The 15,885-nt window shown below is 51.4% G+C and carries 16 protein-coding genes; 3 read left to right on the forward strand and 13 right to left on the reverse strand.

What is annotated here, in order from left to right:
• Positions 1 to 16: 16 nt before the first annotated feature.
• The 8 genes from MKQ70_RS16155 to MKQ70_RS16190 form a co-directional block, all read right to left on the reverse strand.
• Positions 17 to 1,261 carry a DUF5000 domain-containing lipoprotein gene (locus MKQ70_RS16155; RefSeq protein WP_248072481.1) on the reverse strand — a complete coding sequence of 415 codons (1,245 nt, stop codon included), beginning with the start codon at positions 1,259 to 1,261 and terminating at the stop codon, positions 17 to 19.
• Between the two features lie 18 nt (positions 1,262 to 1,279).
• Positions 1,280 to 2,758: a RagB/SusD family nutrient uptake outer membrane protein gene (locus tag MKQ70_RS16160; protein ID WP_248072482.1), complete on the reverse strand. Its 1,479-nt coding sequence runs from the start codon at positions 2,756 to 2,758 to the stop codon at positions 1,280 to 1,282.
• Between the two features lie 130 nt (positions 2,759 to 2,888).
• Entirely contained in the window at positions 2,889 to 3,131 is a 243-nt protein-coding gene (locus MKQ70_RS16165) for a hypothetical protein (RefSeq protein ID WP_248072483.1), read from the reverse strand.
• Between the two features lie 85 nt (positions 3,132 to 3,216).
• Positions 3,217 to 3,591: a hypothetical protein gene (locus tag MKQ70_RS16170; protein ID WP_248072484.1), complete on the reverse strand. Its 375-nt coding sequence runs from the start codon at positions 3,589 to 3,591 to the stop codon at positions 3,217 to 3,219.
• A 10-nt stretch (positions 3,592 to 3,601) separates the two neighbouring features.
• A complete protein-coding gene (locus tag MKQ70_RS16175) occupies positions 3,602 to 5,905 on the reverse strand; it encodes a SusC/RagA family TonB-linked outer membrane protein (protein ID WP_248072485.1) in 2,304 nt (767 codons plus the stop codon).
• Entirely contained in the window at positions 5,893 to 6,048 is a 156-nt protein-coding gene (locus MKQ70_RS16180; RefSeq protein WP_248072486.1) for a hypothetical protein, read from the reverse strand. The genes MKQ70_RS16175 and MKQ70_RS16180 overlap by 13 nt, the downstream gene beginning before the upstream one ends.
• Entirely contained in the window at positions 6,042 to 6,380 is a 339-nt protein-coding gene (locus tag MKQ70_RS16185) for a carboxypeptidase-like regulatory domain-containing protein (RefSeq protein WP_248072487.1), read from the reverse strand. Before MKQ70_RS16185 ends, MKQ70_RS16180 begins: the two co-directional genes overlap by 7 nt.
• 237 nt (positions 6,381 to 6,617) lie before the next feature.
• Positions 6,618 to 7,277 (reverse strand): Crp/Fnr family transcriptional regulator, encoded by a 660-nt coding sequence (locus tag MKQ70_RS16190; RefSeq protein ID WP_248072488.1) that lies wholly within the window; start codon positions 7,275 to 7,277, stop codon positions 6,618 to 6,620.
• 96 nt (positions 7,278 to 7,373) lie between these two features.
• Between MKQ70_RS16190 and MKQ70_RS16195 the strand changes: the two genes are divergently transcribed.
• Both MKQ70_RS16195 and MKQ70_RS16200 read left to right on the forward strand, forming a co-directional pair.
• Positions 7,374 to 8,807: a chloride channel protein gene (locus MKQ70_RS16195; protein ID WP_248072489.1), complete on the forward strand. Its 1,434-nt coding sequence runs from the start codon at positions 7,374 to 7,376 to the stop codon at positions 8,805 to 8,807.
• Positions 8,807 to 9,058, forward strand: a complete 252-nt coding sequence (locus tag MKQ70_RS16200; protein ID WP_248072490.1) for a CBS domain-containing protein — start codon at positions 8,807 to 8,809, stop codon at positions 9,056 to 9,058. Before MKQ70_RS16195 ends, MKQ70_RS16200 begins: the two co-directional genes overlap by 1 nt.
• Here the strand turns inward: MKQ70_RS16200 and MKQ70_RS16205 are convergent.
• The 5 genes from MKQ70_RS16205 to MKQ70_RS16225 form a co-directional block, all read right to left on the reverse strand.
• The gene (locus MKQ70_RS16205) at positions 9,037 to 9,612 is read right to left on the reverse strand and encodes a hypothetical protein (protein ID WP_248072491.1); all 576 of its coding nucleotides are present in this window, start codon (positions 9,610 to 9,612) and stop codon (positions 9,037 to 9,039) included. The two genes, MKQ70_RS16200 and MKQ70_RS16205, sit on opposite strands and share 22 nt — an antisense overlap.
• 196 nt (positions 9,613 to 9,808) lie before the next feature.
• Entirely contained in the window at positions 9,809 to 11,062 is a 1,254-nt protein-coding gene (locus MKQ70_RS16210) for a RagB/SusD family nutrient uptake outer membrane protein (protein WP_248072492.1), read from the reverse strand.
• Entirely contained in the window at positions 10,990 to 11,523 is a 534-nt protein-coding gene (locus MKQ70_RS16215; protein WP_248072493.1) for a RagB/SusD family nutrient uptake outer membrane protein, read from the reverse strand. The genes MKQ70_RS16210 and MKQ70_RS16215 overlap by 73 nt, the downstream gene beginning before the upstream one ends.
• Before the next feature lie 17 nt (positions 11,524 to 11,540).
• Positions 11,541 to 14,453, reverse strand: coding sequence for a SusC/RagA family TonB-linked outer membrane protein (locus MKQ70_RS16220; protein ID WP_248072494.1), 2,913 nt, complete (start codon positions 14,451 to 14,453; stop codon positions 11,541 to 11,543).
• Positions 14,454 to 14,515: 62 nt separating this feature from the next.
• Positions 14,516 to 14,809 (reverse strand): carboxypeptidase-like regulatory domain-containing protein, encoded by a 294-nt coding sequence (locus MKQ70_RS16225; protein WP_248072495.1) that lies wholly within the window; start codon positions 14,807 to 14,809, stop codon positions 14,516 to 14,518.
• A 693-nt stretch (positions 14,810 to 15,502) separates the two neighbouring features.
• Here MKQ70_RS16225 and MKQ70_RS16230 point away from each other — a divergent pair.
• Positions 15,503 to 15,844, forward strand: a complete 342-nt coding sequence (locus MKQ70_RS16230; RefSeq protein WP_248072497.1) for a hypothetical protein — start codon at positions 15,503 to 15,505, stop codon at positions 15,842 to 15,844.
• Positions 15,845 to 15,885 lie beyond the last annotated feature (41 nt).

A 15,885-nucleotide genomic window follows, 5' to 3' on the forward strand; every position in this document is an offset into this window, starting at 1 on the left:
TACGTTTTGTTGTGGATTAATTGGTATCGCCCCAGAAAGAAAGCTCCATCACATGCGCAATATCGCCGCCGCCCCAGGTCTGTTTTACGGCCAGGCGAATAAAGCGCACCTTGGGCGCCGTTAATGGAATATTGAATTCAAAACCCGCCTTCACCTGTTCCAGGTCTACCGCGGTGGTTTGTCCCGGTGGATTACCCGACCTTGGTGGCGGACAATCAAAGTTGCCCAGGTTCGTCCAGTCGCCTACCACATCGCCGGGATTAGAGTTTACCGGCAGGTTGGCATCCTGTGGCGCGGCTGCGTTAGAGCCCCACAGCGTCCAGGTTTTAGGGTTGCCGTGGCCAAACGAGTAGTCGTTACCGTAAGCCTCGCCCCTTTCCCACAATTTGTAGCGGCTTAGTTTAGTAGACACACCCATGTCGAACGTACAAATCTGTAACACCTTACCGCTGCCGGCTTCGGTGTGCCAGCCCGGATCATTGGTGTTGTTGTCCCACAAACGCGTGGTGTTCCAGCCCAGGCCCGTAGCGCCCAGCGGGGCATCGGAAGGCAAGCGGTATTCGGAGAACTTATTCTTCGGCACCAGCGTTTCATAAATCGGCTTCAGCGTTACCAGCTGCGTGTCGGAAATATTACCAAAGTGATCGGTGATGTAAACGCCAAACACATGTTGCATGGTGTCAAATCCTCTTACACTAAAGTTGATAAATTCTTCGTTCGTGCGGTTCTGCTCAATCGGTTCCATACGGCCGGACACACTGTCTTCCGTAATCACGATCACGCCGATCTCTTTTTTAGAAGGATTGGTCACTACGATATTTGCGCCGCCAAAATCACGCTGGATCTGCACGGTCGCAAACGCGGTGATGTAGGGCGGTTCTTTAGGATGCACTTTCACCGTAACGGGCTCCGACTGCACATTGGCGCGGGTCACACTCCAGAGGGTTACTTCGTACTCGCCTTCCTTTTCAAATCCTTCCACGGTAATGGTATCGGAATAGTAGGAAGATTTAGCCTTGCGTACCACCCGGTCGTTGATGCGGTACTCGGCCTGTACATACAACAGGTTCGAGGCCTTCGGCAACGTATAGGTAATGATAGATCCGCCGGGAAAGTCGTCGGTCTTGATGTTGGACACCACGTCCGGCTTTGTTTTGTCGCCGTCCGTAATATCATTATATAACTCCTTCTCCCCGCAACTGCCTATGAACAAGGGCAGCAGCGCGAGTAAGGCGATGAGTCGGAATGATAATTTCTGCATAAAAACGCTTTGAAAGATTTACCAATAAGGATTCTGGATCAGGTTCGGATTCACGACCAGTTCATCGTATTTAATCGGCCACAAGTAATCCTTCAATCCAAAAACTGGAATGGTAAGGGTGCGCGGGCGATAGTACGCCTGCGGGTCTGCCTGGTAAATATCCCAGCCTTGTATAGGGCTGGCAAGTACCTGCTGCATCACCTTCCAGCGACGCAGGTCCCAGCCTGCACGGCCCTCAAAGGCCAGTTCTATCCTTCTTTCTGTTTGAATGATCTGGCGCAGGCCATCTTTGCTCGATGCCTTGCCGGGATTGCTGGAGTAAGTGGTCCACGATTCCAGCACACCTTTCAGGCCCGCGCGCTCGCGCACCAGGTCCACGTATTTATACACGTCCGCCGTCGGGCCGCCCGCTTCGTTCAGTGCTTCCGCATACAACAAGTATAAACCTGCCAGGCGGATCATCGGGATGCGGAGGCCAATGGTGGTTACCTGCTCGCCAAACACACTCTGGTAGTTTACCAGCTTCTGCGGCCAGTAGCCCGTTACATTCACCCGTATCTTATCTTTTGGTCCCGCCATGGAGGTAGCACCCCGGGCAGTCACGTAAGGCAGGTTATCCACGCCCTGGTCCAGCATGCCGTTACCAAAGTAATTGGCGCCGTCAAAAGACAGGTCTGCGTAAAATCGGGGCTCGCGGCCGAAGTGCATCTTAGCAGTCTGGTAACCTTCGTGCATATAGTATTTATCTGCCGCAGTCACAGTTTCCACGGCATAACGGCCACGGTAATCAAAGCTGCGGTCTTCATTCATCGGCACGCCGTTTTTTGTATAAAACAGTTCCGCCATCACCAGCGGCACGGCAAAGTTGCCGGGGGCGCCACCAAGGTTCTGCACCATTTTATCGTTCACGCGCGGCATGCACATTCCCTGTAGCCCAAACACCGGGTTCAGTCCCCAGATGATTTCCGGGTTTTGCTCCCATTTCTCACCGATGGTATGACGGAGGTCCATCATCTTTTTTAACTCGGCAGGCAAGGCGGGCAGGTTACCCGGCGCAATAAAGTTGTACAGTTTTAAACCGGCTGCTTCAGCCGCATCTACCGCGGCTTTACACGCCAGTACGGCCGTATCCCATTTCGCGGCCACGTAAGTCTGCGGCATCAGCGGCGCTTCTCCTTTATACCCAAAACCGGCGTAATCCGGGTTGCCATTAAAGAACGGACTGGCTTGTGTTACCAACACTTCCGCCTTTACAGACAGTGCGATCAGCTGCGTAATACGACCAAGGCTCTGGGCCGGGTCCTGGATGGTCATTGGCAAATCGGGCGTAGCTTCATCCAGCAGCTGTTTTACATATTGAAACACGGAATCCGTGGCTTCGCGTTTCGTTCTCACTTCGCTGGTACCCGCGGTAATCGGCAGGTTCACGCGCACTACGGGAATAGGCCCGTACATGCGCAGGAGGTGAAAGTGGTAATAGGCTTTCAGGAATTTCACTTCCGCAATCCAGCGTTTTCTTTCACTGATGCCTAAATCACGGGGCTTATCAATATTCTCCGGAAGATATTGCAGCGACGAATGGCGCGGTATAACGGCTGGCCAAGGTCTTCGCCGTTCCAGTAGTTCATTACCGGGTGATCCACGGTCTGCCGGCCCTGTATGAGGTGAAAACCGGCTTCGGCCGCTTCACTGCCCAACGTGGGCTCCTGCAGGTCCGAAGGAAAAAGATTTCCCCGGAAGTGGTGAAAGCCGGGTTGGTGGTCATGCTGCTCATGCTCTGCAACGTAGAGTAGCAGGTGAACAGGTAGTTCTCCGCCTCGTTGCGGTTGCGGAAAGCATAGTCGATGGTAGCCACGTTGTCCGGCGTCACATCCGGTAGTTTTTACACCCGCCGCAGGCCAGCAACGCCCATATGTATATAATGAGTTGTTTGTTGAATTTCATTCCGCTTCTTTTTACAGGTTGACATTGAGGCCTACGTTAAATACTTTCTGCAGCGGATAGCTGAACGCGTTGGACGACAGCTCCGGATCCCAGTCCTTAAAGCGGCTGAAAGTAAGTAGGTTGAGGCCGTTGAAGTAAATGCGGCAGTTACTGAGGTAAGCCCTTTTCGCTAACCGGTCTGGCAGCGTATAGCCTATTTCCAGTGACTTCAAACGCAGGAACGCGCCGTTGCGCATCCACCAGGAACTGGTTTGCAGGTTGTTCCGGATGTATCGCTCCTGTGTACCCAAACGCGGGTACTTGGCGTATAAATCCTGGTTTTCTTCAGACCAGTGACTGTCCGCAAATACCTGTAACACCTGGCGGTTATTGATAAAGGGACTCACAGCACCCGGATCAATAAAGAAGGAAGTGCGGGCCGATCCCCTGGAAGAAAGCGCTCAGGTCAAAGCCTTTGTAACCGGAGGAAAGACCGGCGCCATACACGATTTCCGGCACCGTAGGCAAACCAAGGAATACCTGGTCCGCTTCAGAAATCACACCGTCGCCGTTCATGTCGCGGTACTTGATATCGCCGCCGCGCGGAGCACTCGCGCCGCTGCCAAACAGTTGCCTGGGCGAAGCCTCCGCTTCTTTATCATCCACGAATAAACGCTCAGCAATATAGCCCCAGCGTACGTTGATCTTTTGTCCGCTCAGCAAACGCCGGGGTTCCTGGTAAGCCGGCTGCTCGTACACGCCGTACTTGTTCTGCGAAAAAGTAAAGTTGGCGCGGCCACTCATCCACAAACCGCTGGCGAAGTTTTTACGGTAGTCGGCCGAAAGGTCAATACCATGACTGTTTGCCGTACCCAGGTTCGCGCTCACTGATGCTTCCAGCCCTGCAGTACCCGGTATGGACGCACGCGACATCAGGATGTTGTAGCGATGTTGTTTATACACCTCTGCAATCACGTTCACCGCGTTAAACAGGCTGAACTCCAGGCCAATATTAGTTTGGCGGGAAGTTTCCCAGGTCACGTCCTCATTCGGATAGTTGCGGATGCTTACACCGGGACGCGTCATGCCGTTGTCCTGGCCAAACGAAGCGGAGTTACCGCCCGCCAGGTTTACGTCAGACAAGTAGAAGAAGCGCTGTGCGCCAATCGCGTCGTTACCCACGAGACCATAACTGGCGCGTACCTTCAGTTTGTTCACGACTTTTGCCAGGTCGCCCTGCCAGAACGGCTCGCGGGATACGATCCAGGAGCCGCCGATGGTCGGGAAAAAGCCAAAACGGTTTTTCTCCGCAAATCTTTCAGAACCATTGTAACCGAAGTTAAACTCCACGAAGTAACGGCTGGCGTACGAATACGATGCCCGTCCGGACACTCCCAGGTTACGGTATGGCAGCGACAACTGTAAACTCGCATTACCGTTCGCATCCACGGCATTCGCATATAAACGCTGCTGCCTGTTGGCGATCAATGCCGCCGACACATTGTGCTGACGGCCGATCTGCCGGTTGTAATCCAGGATACCCCGGAAGTATACGAACGTATTGATGTCTTTAAACTGCTCGTTCGCATTGTAGCTCAGGTACTCGGTAGCCTGTCCCGGCAAACTGTTGATCCACGTCAAATCATAGACGTTGTTTACCCGGTCGTAATTGGATATCTGGTAATAGAAAGGATTGTACTTACGCGTCAGGTCAAAATAAGAATACCTGTTCGTGTTAAAAATGCCTTTAAAGCTCAACCCTTCTGTAATAAAATTCAGCTGTTGGTTCAACTCCAGCTGCGCGCTCATACGGGAACGCGAAAACGATTTAAACCCGCGCATCATTTCCGCATACGGATTCACAAAACCCGGCGTATTGGAGCTGGATCCTTCCGCGGTAGCATTACCGAACAGGATGTGCGTATTGATGCCCAGCGAAGGATCTTCCGGGTAAAACGCCGGGAACCTCACGGGACTGGTGTGCAACGCCCAGTAATACAGATCGGATGAAAAGGAGCCATCGGCCGTAATGGGGCCGTTATATTCGTCAAAGGTACCGGAGAGGCGTAAAATCGCTTCCGTGGTAGGGGTGATATTGATGTTGATATTCGACCGCAGCTGGTAGTTCTTCAGCTTTACGTTGTTGTTGAAATCATTCATCGGGCTTACTTTGAGGATACCGTTATCCACGTTGTAAGAACCGCCGATGTAATACCGCGCCACTTTGCCGCCGCCGCTTACGCTGGCGTTGGCGCGCTGGTTATTGGTGCGGTCTTTAAACATCACATCCAGCCAGTCTACCGCCGGATACATGTACTTGTTACTGCCCGGTGCATTTTTCAGCGTCTGCTCTGTAAAGTAGATCTTGTTTGCGCTGAACAGTGTGGCGCCGCGCACGTCGCGGGTAGACACGGCCTCGTTGTACAATTTCATGTACGAAATAGGGTCCGCGATTTTAATGTTTTGTGTTGGCTGGGAAATAGAGTTTTCAAGGCGCACGTTGATGCGCGCTTTGCCTTCCGCCCCTTCCTTGGTGGTCACCAGGATGACCCCGTTGGCGCCGCGCGCGCCATAGAGCGCGGTGGCGCTGGCGTCTTTCAGAATAGAAAAAGTAGCGATGTCGTCAACCTGTAAACGGGCAAGATCATTGGCAGTGAGTTCCACGTTATCTACGAGAATCAGCGGGTCCTGCTTGTAACCAAAAGTAGTCACACCGCGCACGAAGAAGGTGGAATTGTCGAGTCTGGCTGACCGCTGCGCTGGTACGCCACTACGCCGGCAATTTGCCCGGCCAGGGCGTTGGTCAGGTTACTCGACGGGATTTTTAACGCCCCGGGATTGATAGTGGCAACAGAACCTACCACGGCCTCCCGGCGTTCCTTTTACCAAAGGCGGTAACCACGACTTCGGAAATGGAACCTTCGGAGGGACGCAAACGAAAAGATACCTGCCGGTCGTTGGCGTTGGCCGTAAAACGCTGCTCCATAAAACCGATCGAAGATAACACGATCACATCGCCGTTAGCGGCTTCGATCACGAACTTACCATCGGAATCGGTGGCCGTGCCCACCGCACGGTTGTTGGCAAAATACACGCTCACACCGGGAATGCCGGTGCCGCTGGTATCTTTTACCAAACCGGCGATTTTGAACTTTGCAGGCGTTTGGGCATGCAGGGCGCTGGTCAACAATAACAAAAGCGTAGCTAAAAAGAATACCCGGCCTGGTGGCAAATGGCCGTAGTGGCGGCATAGACGCCTTGCCCAAGTGGAAATGGGACGATCCATAACAATTTTGGTTGTACTGATTTACGATAGTTCCCTGTAACCCGGGATTATTCATTCTGCCTGACGGAGCCAAAAGTACGTTGTCCCCGGAGTGGGCACAATGACAATATCATCGGTTCCGTATAACATATCATCAGTACAACCACTTTATCGCATCAACTTCTCAAGTACCTTTCTCTTTTTGATCGCAATGCGTTTACCGGCGGTAGCAATTACCCCATCCTGCTCCCATTCCGACATGGTTTTAAAAAGTGTTTCATAAGTGGTGCCGGCATAGGAAGCAATGTCCTGCCGCGTCAGCGTGTGTTTCGCAAATCCTTCTTCATCTACCTGGAAAAGCACTTCCAACCGCAATAGTTTTTCCGCGATGCGGGTTTTTACATCGAGCTGCACCAATTTGCGCATGCCCTCCTCCGCTTTCTGCAATTCGGCGGCAAAGAACAAAATGACCTGGTAGGCAAATTCATGGTTGGCCATTAGCGTAGTACGGAAAAAAGCGGGCGTGATAAAACAGGCCGTCACTTTTTCCACCGCAGTGGCGGATACCGGGTACCGCTGCTCCTTGCCGATAGCGCGGTGGCCAAGCAGGTCGCCTTCCGCCGCAAACTTGATGATCAGTTCGCGGTCTTCCAACCAGTGCTGATGCACTTTAACCTTGCCGGTATGAATAAAATAAAAACCTGCTATCTCGTCCCCTTCCCGGAAAATGACGTCGCCGCGGTTAAATTCCACGAGGCGCGCGTTGTCTTCAATAGCGGTGTGCCAGTCAGCAAAGGTATGTCGGCAAAGGAAGCAATTAGAGTGCATAAATATAGTTTATACAACATTATTATACCTCAAAAGTAAAAAATAATGACCAATAATATTGCAAAGGCAATACTTTTGCAGTAAATATTCAACAACATGGAACAAAAAATACCCGTCGCACCCCTGTTGGAAACAACAGGACCGTCCGGGGACATACCTTCAGAAAGGCCTGTATCGAGCCGCGTTTTATGGCTGAGCATACAGGTAGTGATCAATGCTATAATTATCGGATTCATTGCCCGCGGCCTGGTATGGCTGATCAGCCTGATTACCAATTTCGCTTTTTATGGGGAATTTTCTATACACGAGCGCGGTCCGGCCGGGAACCAATTGGGGTTATGGGTAATTGCAGTACCTATCGTGGGCGCCATTATCATCGGCATTATGGCCCGGCTGGGATCCGCTGCCATCCGCGGGCATGGCATTCCTGAAGCGATGGAGCAGGTATTAACGAACGAAAGCCGTATTAAACCCATCATCACGCTGCTAAAACCATTATCCGCCGCCATTTCTATAGGCACCGGCGGCCCGTTCGGGGCCGAAGGACCGATTATTTCCACCGGCGGTGCATTTGGTTCTGTAGCGGGACAAATCATGCGTATTACGCCCTCTGAGCGCAAAATTATGCTAACGGCGGGCGCAACGGCGGGTATGGCCGCCATTTTCGGCACCCCGGTAGCGGCGGTATTGCTGGCGATTGAATTATTGCTGTTCGAGTTTTCGCCCCGTACACTGATCCCGGTATCGCTGGCCTGTGCTACCGGCGCAGCCATGCACCTGATGCTGTTCGGTCGCGAAGCGGTGTTTGCCATGCCGGAGATTCCCGCCGCCCCGGGCAGCGCCATGGTGTGGTACACCGCGATGGGCATTGTACTGGGAGTAATCGCCGCGCTCATCTCCAAAAGCATTTATTTTATTGAAGATCTGTTCGAAAAGCTTCCCATCCACTGGATGTGGTGGCCGGCCATCGGCGCCATCGCCATTGGCGTAACGGGTTACTTCGCACCTTACACGTTGGGGGTGGGGTACGACAATATCAGCGGCTTGCTCACCGGCTCATTGCCGTTACAAATGGTATTAGGCCTCTGTTTCCTTAAATTCATCTCCTGGTCGGTTTCGCTGGGCAGCGGCACTTCCGGCGGTACACTGGCGCCTTTGCTCACTATTGGTGGCGCATCGGGATTGGGTTTGGGCCTACTTATACAGCACTTTTTCCCGGCAGCGGAAATCAATCTGCCTACCTGTGCATTGATAGGTATGGCCGCCACCTTCGCCGGCGCAGCGCGTGCATTGCTCACCGCTATTGTATTCGCATTGGAAACAACCATGCAACCTCACGGCCTGTTACCATTACTCGCCGCCTGTACGGCCGCTTATTTTATTTCCTTCTTTTTGATGAAAGGAAGTATCATGACGGAGAAAATTCGCCGCAGGGGCGTAAGTACACCGGAAGCTTACGAGCCCGATGTGTTACAGCACATCCCCACCAGCGCAGTGATGCAGACCGATGACTGGCAGCGGCAGCGTTGATGGGAACATCGCCCGCGTTTGTATATGACGATAGTAAAATCAGCCTTGCAGCAGCGCTCATGGATAAACACGGCGTTACTGCACTGCCGGTGATGCAGCGTGGCGGACAGGCTACAGGCATACTGGATGCGGCGGGGGTATTACGTGCTTATAATATGCATCGTCATCAGAATGAACCCATGCAACGGGTGATTTCCGTGAAACGAAGGGCTTACAAAATGTGGATTAATCAAAAGGGCCGTACGCAATAGCGCACAGCCCTTTTCTTCTGCCTGATAAAAAACGCGTTATTTAAAACGAATGTTGTAAGTGGTGCCAATGCCCACCGCCGGATGTTACCGCCGTTATCGGCCGAACGCAGCACCCCGTTGTAGAAGGCAAAGAAGTTCCAGTTATAGTTGTGATAACCTAACTGCGGCTTCACCATAAAACCGCCCGTATTCTCTACAGGGCCGGTCACAAAGCTGTAACCCACATCTGTTCCCACAAAAAAACCGCTGCTCTTAGGGTAGTAACGCGCAAATGCGCCCAGCGGTACGGTACCAAAATGATCGCCGTTGTCTTTCGGGAAAAAGTGGTTATATCCGGAAGTAAGACCAATGCCCCAATGCGGCGTGGTCATAAGTTGTCCTTTTAATTCGCCACCCAGCATAAAACTGTTGGTAGACGCTACTTCCCCGATGGGAACACCTGCACTCACCCCAAATTTCAGCCGGGAGTTTTTCTTGGTGATCTCTGTTGCTTCACGGGCTTGTACGCGGCCCGCTGCCAATGCTACTGTTAATAAAATAATGATCCTTTTCATAGAAGACTGTTTGGTTACCATCACATTTACAAACAGCGTACCAAAGCAATTTTAACAAAAATCAACAGGGGTAAATTATCTTCTATACCCCACCGGGTGCAAAACGCCACGGATGCGTCCGAATAGCGCATTAAAAAAAAAAAGCGCACCATGGCTTTCGCCACAGTACGCTCTTTGCTGCTCTTAGTGCGCCCGCCTAATTCTGCGTCAGTGCACCCTGACTGCGGTCTATTTGTTGTTGTGGTATTGGATAGATCGCATCTTTATCCTCAAAGGTGAGGCCCGCGAAAGAACTCAGCAAGCTGCCTTCAAAGGTAGAATATGATTCAAGTACGGACTTAGCCGTACCCCAACGTACCAGGTCATACCAGCGATGGCCTTCCAGCGCCAGCTCCAGCCTGCGCTCGAACTGTACGGCACTGCGTGCATAAGCTACGGTCGGGAAGGAAGTGTATTGCTGTACGCTGTACACCGCCGCAGGACCACCATCCACTACTTTGCCGGGCAATGCTGCTGCGCGCTGGCGTACCAGGTTTACGAGGCGCATGGCTTCTGCAAGATTCGGTGTAGGCCCGTCTACGTTACACTCCGCGGCCATCAGGTATACGTCGGCCAAACGGATAATGTTTACGTTCAGACCGGTGATCTGCAACGCACCTTTTACGGCATTGGAGCCAAAGGCCGACTGGTCGATCATGTGTTTGTAACCTACGAACGGACCAGCATATGCCGGGTCACGGATCCAGCCATCGCCAGCCATGATACCCCAGTCATGATAAGGTACGCCCCTTCTGCCTACGGTGTATTCCATACGCGGATCCACACGGAAGGTCTTATCCAGTACATACGCCGCTTTTTGCGCAGCCGTTAAACCGAAATCGGATTTAATGATCGGCGCGGTGCGGTAGGTATTGTCCAGGTAAGGCAAACCTGCCGCGGTCGTTTTAAATGCATTCACCAGGTCGAAGGTGGGCTGATAGAAGCCACAGCAGTTTACCGGTGCGCTACCGTAAAAACCGCCGAGCATATCGCTCACGTTTGCGTTTTCTCCACTACCATCGGGGTTAATCGCATGTTGTACCGCGAAAATGGACTCGGGGCCATTCTCTTTGGTTACGTCAAAGTTGTCCGGGAACGGCATGGTGGTCAGCGATGCTTTGGCGGCAATTACAGTATTGAACAACGCCGGGGCTTCCGTATACTTCTTTTGATAAAGATATACTTTACCCAGGTAAGCCTGTGCCGCCAGCCTGTCTACACGACCAATCTCCCCTTTCGGTTTGGTGGTGGGCAGATTGGTGATTGCAAACTGGAAGTCTGCTTCAATCTTAGGCCATATTTCCGCATCGTTTTTCACGGCGGCCGCTTGCGCGGTCGTCAGTGTTTCATCGATGTAAGGCACTTTGTTAAAGATCCTGCGGAGGAAAAAGTAATAGTGTCCGCGCAGCATTCTTGCTTCGCCCTGGATTTCCAGCGCGCGGGCATCGGTGAGTTTTTACCGCTGCCTGCCTGTACGGTGGCTACCATGCGCAGTACGTTATTGCAACGGGCAATACCTTCGAACTGGCGGTTCCACATTACTTCCAGGTTATCGTTGGTACTGGTTACCTGGTACAACTCGATCTGGTTCATGTTAGGCTGGTCACCATTGTTACTGCCTTTGTGGGCATTATCTGCGGCTACTTCGCCAAACAGCCATTGGCTGGGACCGGAGGAGTAGTTACCCCAGGTACCGTTTACGTTGCCGTTGAGCAATCCATATGCGCCTACCAGCAAACCCTCCACACCTTCCGGGGTGGCCAGCTGGTCGGTTACCAGTTCGCCCTGCGGTACACGTTCCAGGAAATCACCGGAACAACCACCCGACAGTGCGGATATCAACAGTATAGAAAAAAGATGTTTCGTTTTCATGATTTGAAGCTTTTGAGTTAGAAACCTGCTGTAATACCAATCAGATATTGTCTGCCCACCGGATAAATACCAAAGTCTACGCCCAGTGCCGAGAAGGTACTGTTAGTCTGGCTCACTTCAGGATCCAGGCCGGTGTAGTTGGTAATGGTAAACAGGTTAGTAGCGCTGCCATACACGCGCAGATTTTTCACCCTGCCGCCCAGCACTTTATCCATCTGGAAGTTGTAGCCGATCTGCAGGTTTTTCATCCTGAAATAGCTGCCGTCCTGTACATAGTAGCTGGAAGAAGCATACTCAAAGTCAGACGCGCCCCTGTAAGGAGAAGGCGTTTTGCTGCCTTTATTGGTGGGGCTCCACGCATCCAGCATACGGGTAGACGCAGAACCATCGAAGGTGCTGAAGTCCGTGAAGTAGCGGGTAGCCTCGTACAGGTCGTTGCCCTGTGAGCCATTAAAGAAGGCCGACAGGTCGAAGTTGCGGTAGCGCAGGTTCAGGCTGAAGGAATACAGGAAATCCGGGTGCGGGTTGCCGATAATGGTACGGTCGTTCGGATCAATTTTGCCATCGGGTTTGCCTTCGGGACCGGAAATATCCCGGTATTTGAGGCCACCTACGCGGGCGCGGTCATAAGAAGGACCAGCAGCCACTTCCGCCGCATCCTGGTAGATGCCGATTACTTTATATCCATAGAAGGAACCGAAAGGCTGTCCCGGTTTCAGGATGGTGGTAGACAAGCTCCTGAAGTTACCATACACCTGCTGTTTTACGGAAGGCGCCAGGTTTACCACTTCGTTCACGTTACGGGAGAAGTTTACACCTGCATCCAGGCCGAAATCGCTTTTGCTGTCGGTACCATAGTGGTAGTTCAGACCGATTTCAAAACCTTTGTTCTGCATGTCGCCGATGTTTACGAACGGCGCACTACCCTCTCCGCTGGCCTGTGAAGGCAAAGGAACGGGATACAGCATGTCCGATGTTTTACGGGTGTACCAGTCGATAGCACCATCAAACATACCCTGTGCGAGCGTGAAGTCCAGACCAACGTTCAGTGATTTCAGCTCCTCCCATTTAACATTGGGATTGGCATAAGCGTTCTGCCATACACCTGTAATCACATCGCCGCGGATGGGATAAGCAGAAGAGGCGAGTGCACTTTCGAAACGCTGCAGGTACTGGAAGCCCGGGATACGCTGGTTACCGGTAATACCGTAACCCGCACGGAGTTTCAGGTCTTCCAGCCAGGTAGCATCCGCCAGGAAAGGCTCTTCAGATAAACGCCAGGCCACGCTACCAGCAGGGAAGGTACCATACTTGTTGCTCGGACCAAAGTTTGAAGAACCATCACGGCGCACCGTTGCGCTCAACAGGTATTTATCACCATAAGCGTAATCCACACGACCGAACCAGGAATACAATGAGTTGGTACCGCCGGTGCTGTTATTGCTGATGTTCGCGGAACCCCGTGACAGGTAGTAGTAGTCGAGGTTACCCAGCAGGAAGAACTCGTTCCTGCCGCCCGTCAGCGAACGGCCGCGGTAATCATACGCTTCTGTACCTAACAGTACGGTAAGCGCATGTTTGTCCCTGTTCAGTTTATACGTTAACGTATTGGTCCAGGTCCAGTCTTTATTGAAACCGGAGTTTTCACTCAAGCTGTTGGCGTTGCTGCCTTCAGAGAACTCCAGGTTCGGATAACCGATAGACATGCCGGAGTAGTTTTCATAACGCAGACCGAAGCTGGTTTTAGCAGTCAGTCCTTTAATGATGTCTACTTCCGCAAACACGTTACCGAAGAAGAAATTACGTTTCTGTACGTTATCTTTTGCGCGATACAGCATGGCAAGCGGGTTTTGGGCGTTACCCAATTTGTCGCCGCGGCTGCCCGCAAAGTTGCCCATGATATCGTATACCGGGATGATGGTTGGAATACGGTAAGAGAAGCCCAGTGCACTACCTTCACCCTGGTAATCGCCGGATACGTTCGGGTTTACACCTACGCCATAGAATTGCTCGTAGCTGTATTGCATGTTTTCACCGAAACGGAAGTGACCGTCGAACAAGTTGAACGTAGTATTGGAGCGTACATTGTAACGCTCGTAACCCGTATGCTTCACGATACCCTGCTGCCCCATATAACCGCCGGAAATAGCATACGTAGCGTTTTCGCCACCGCCATTTACGCTCAGGTTATAGTTCTGGATCGGTGCGTTCTGGGTGATTTCCTTGAACCAGTTGGTGCCGGCTTTGTTTGCCTGCGTGATCTGGTAGAAAGTGCCGGATTCGCGGCTGTAGTTATATTTAGCAGGATCGATGTCGGCCGCGGTAATATTCTGACCGGTTTTGGAACCTGCTACGAGGTAGTCCGGTAAGGTTGGCGTAGTACCGGTACCGTAGTTGCTGCCGGTTGTCTCAGAAGTACCGGGCGTAATACCAGCATTCTTAAACGACTGGAACAGGTAGTCGGCATACTGTGTAGGGTTCATCATTTCCGGGAAGCGGTTGCGCTGTGGCACCTGTGTACCGTAGTACGCATCGAAGGTTACGCGGGGCGGACCTTTAATACCCTTTTTGGTAGTAATGATCACAACACCGTTGTTCGCACGGGCGCCATAGATGGAGGCAGACGAGGCATCCTTCAGTACCTGCAGGCTTTCGATATCGCTGGAACTTAACCAGCTCAACTTACCTTCGTACGGAACACCGTCTACCACATACAGCGGATCATTATTATTAATAGTAGAGAAACCCCTGATCCTGATCTGCGGTGTAGCGCCGGGAGCACCGTCGCTTACTACCTGCACGCCCGTAGCTTTACCCTGGAGGGCTTCCACCGGGCTGGCGGCGGGTTGTTGTTTCATCTGGTTTACATTTACCACCGCTACGGAACCGGTGAGGTCCTTCACTTTCTGCGAAGAATAACCGGTTACCACTACTTCGTTCAGGGTGCTGTTAGAGGAGGCCAGCGACTGATCGTAGGTGGTTACACCTGCTTCTACGGTAAATGTTTTTGTGTAAAGCCGATGGAGGAAAGGACGATCACGTCGCCCGGTTTAGCGCTTAATTTAAAGTTACCGTCGGCATCGGTCACAGCGCCTTTTGTAGTGCCTTTAATCTGTACGGCCACACCTGGTACCGGTGTTTTATCCGCATCGCTCGTAACGCGTCCCTTAATGGCCACCTCCTGGCTGAATGCCGGAATAGCCATCATTAGTAGGGCAAAGGTCAGGGTAAAGACAAGAGAAGTCCGTATTGCTTCGGACAAAGCAAATTTTGTTCGTTTTTTCATCTTGGCAGAATTAAGTTTTCAACAATGCTGTAGCCGGATATGTGCGGAACATACCAACTACTGTTTCTGCGTGTTTAAGTGTTAAGAGAATGGCACATGGTACATTTTTAACATGACGTGTATTTAATTAGCAGGTGGAGTACCGCTGGTTGTTATTCTTAATGTAACATGTACTTTTTTGTCAGTGTGCGCAGGCTTATCGCCGTCGATTTTGTTTGGATTTTTTCATTAGACAGAAGAATTATACGTGGTAAAAAATAACCCCGCGGCGGGCAATAGAGTGCCGGAGGCATGAACAGCCTGGATTGATGATAGATAGAATGGCGCGAAAAACGGACTTAACTGTTTTGAAAAGGGTAGTCAACGGAAAACCCCGCATGTAAAAATGCCCTAACGGTCAGATTCTGGTTTTAATGCTTGCATCTTCAAATGGGGGACAGTAAGTTGTTTTTAGTTTAATAAACCATAACGTGATTTGATCTTTTTTTTCTCATAAACGTTCTTAGAACGGCGTGAAATAAAACTACGCTTTCTTTATAGAAAATCCAAATGTAATTTCCATGAAATGAAGAAATAACGGGCTTTGCGCAATAGCTACCCAAACTACGTTTAACCGTTCTTTTAACGCTTATTTTTGGTCAACATAAAAAAAGACTGGTTTATTTGGAATATATTATGCAACTTTGATGCAAAATGAAAACAACGCTGAACATATATAATGGTGTGCGCAAAGTGTCTGCTTTGCTGCTGCTGTTATTGTTGTTTTCAGCTACTGTTATTCAAACACTGCATACACACCCGGCCGCTATTGATTTTTCTATTTCGGAAGATGAAGAAGCAGCGGGCGACTGTTCTATTTGCGATCATTATTATCACCAGGCAAACGCAGCCATAGAGCCGGCATACCCGCCGGTGTTCGACACACCGCTACCTGCGCCGGTAGTGCACCACGGCCGTACTTACGCAAGAATTTATAAGTTCACGTTACAAGGCTTTAGTAATAAAGGCCCACCCCACCCCTACGCTACCATCTAAGCTTTTCCATTTTTTATTTATCGAACAGGCATTGTAGCCTG

Origin of the sequence: Chitinophaga sedimenti (assembly GCF_023156195.1) — a bacterium.
In the GTDB taxonomy this organism is placed as follows: domain Bacteria; phylum Bacteroidota; class Bacteroidia; order Chitinophagales; family Chitinophagaceae; genus Chitinophaga; species Chitinophaga sedimenti.

Excerpts from the sequence above, each read along its gene's own strand:
- MKQ70_RS16190 (WP_248072488.1), bottom strand. The coding sequence starts at position 7,277 with ATGCACTCTAATTGCTTCCTTTGCCGACATACCTTTGCTGACTGGCAC.
- MKQ70_RS16195 (WP_248072489.1), top strand. The coding sequence starts at position 7,374 with ATGGAACAAAAAATACCCGTCGCACCCCTGTTGGAAACAACAGGACCG.
- MKQ70_RS16215 (WP_248072493.1), bottom strand. The coding sequence starts at position 11,523 with ATGAAAACGAAACATCTTTTTTCTATACTGTTGATATCCGCACTGTCG.
- MKQ70_RS16155 (WP_248072481.1), bottom strand. The coding sequence starts at position 1,261 with ATGCAGAAATTATCATTCCGACTCATCGCCTTACTCGCGCTGCTGCCC.
- MKQ70_RS16230 (WP_248072497.1), top strand. The coding sequence starts at position 15,503 with ATGAAAACAACGCTGAACATATATAATGGTGTGCGCAAAGTGTCTGCT.
- MKQ70_RS16210 (WP_248072492.1), bottom strand. The coding sequence starts at position 11,062 with ATGCTGCGCGGACACTATTACTTTTTCCTCCGCAGGATCTTTAACAAA.
- MKQ70_RS16205 (WP_248072491.1), bottom strand. The coding sequence starts at position 9,612 with ATGAAAAGGATCATTATTTTATTAACAGTAGCATTGGCAGCGGGCCGC.
- MKQ70_RS16225 (WP_248072495.1), bottom strand. The coding sequence starts at position 14,809 with ATGAAAAAACGAACAAAATTTGCTTTGTCCGAAGCAATACGGACTTCT.
- MKQ70_RS16200 (WP_248072490.1), top strand. The coding sequence starts at position 8,807 with ATGGGAACATCGCCCGCGTTTGTATATGACGATAGTAAAATCAGCCTT.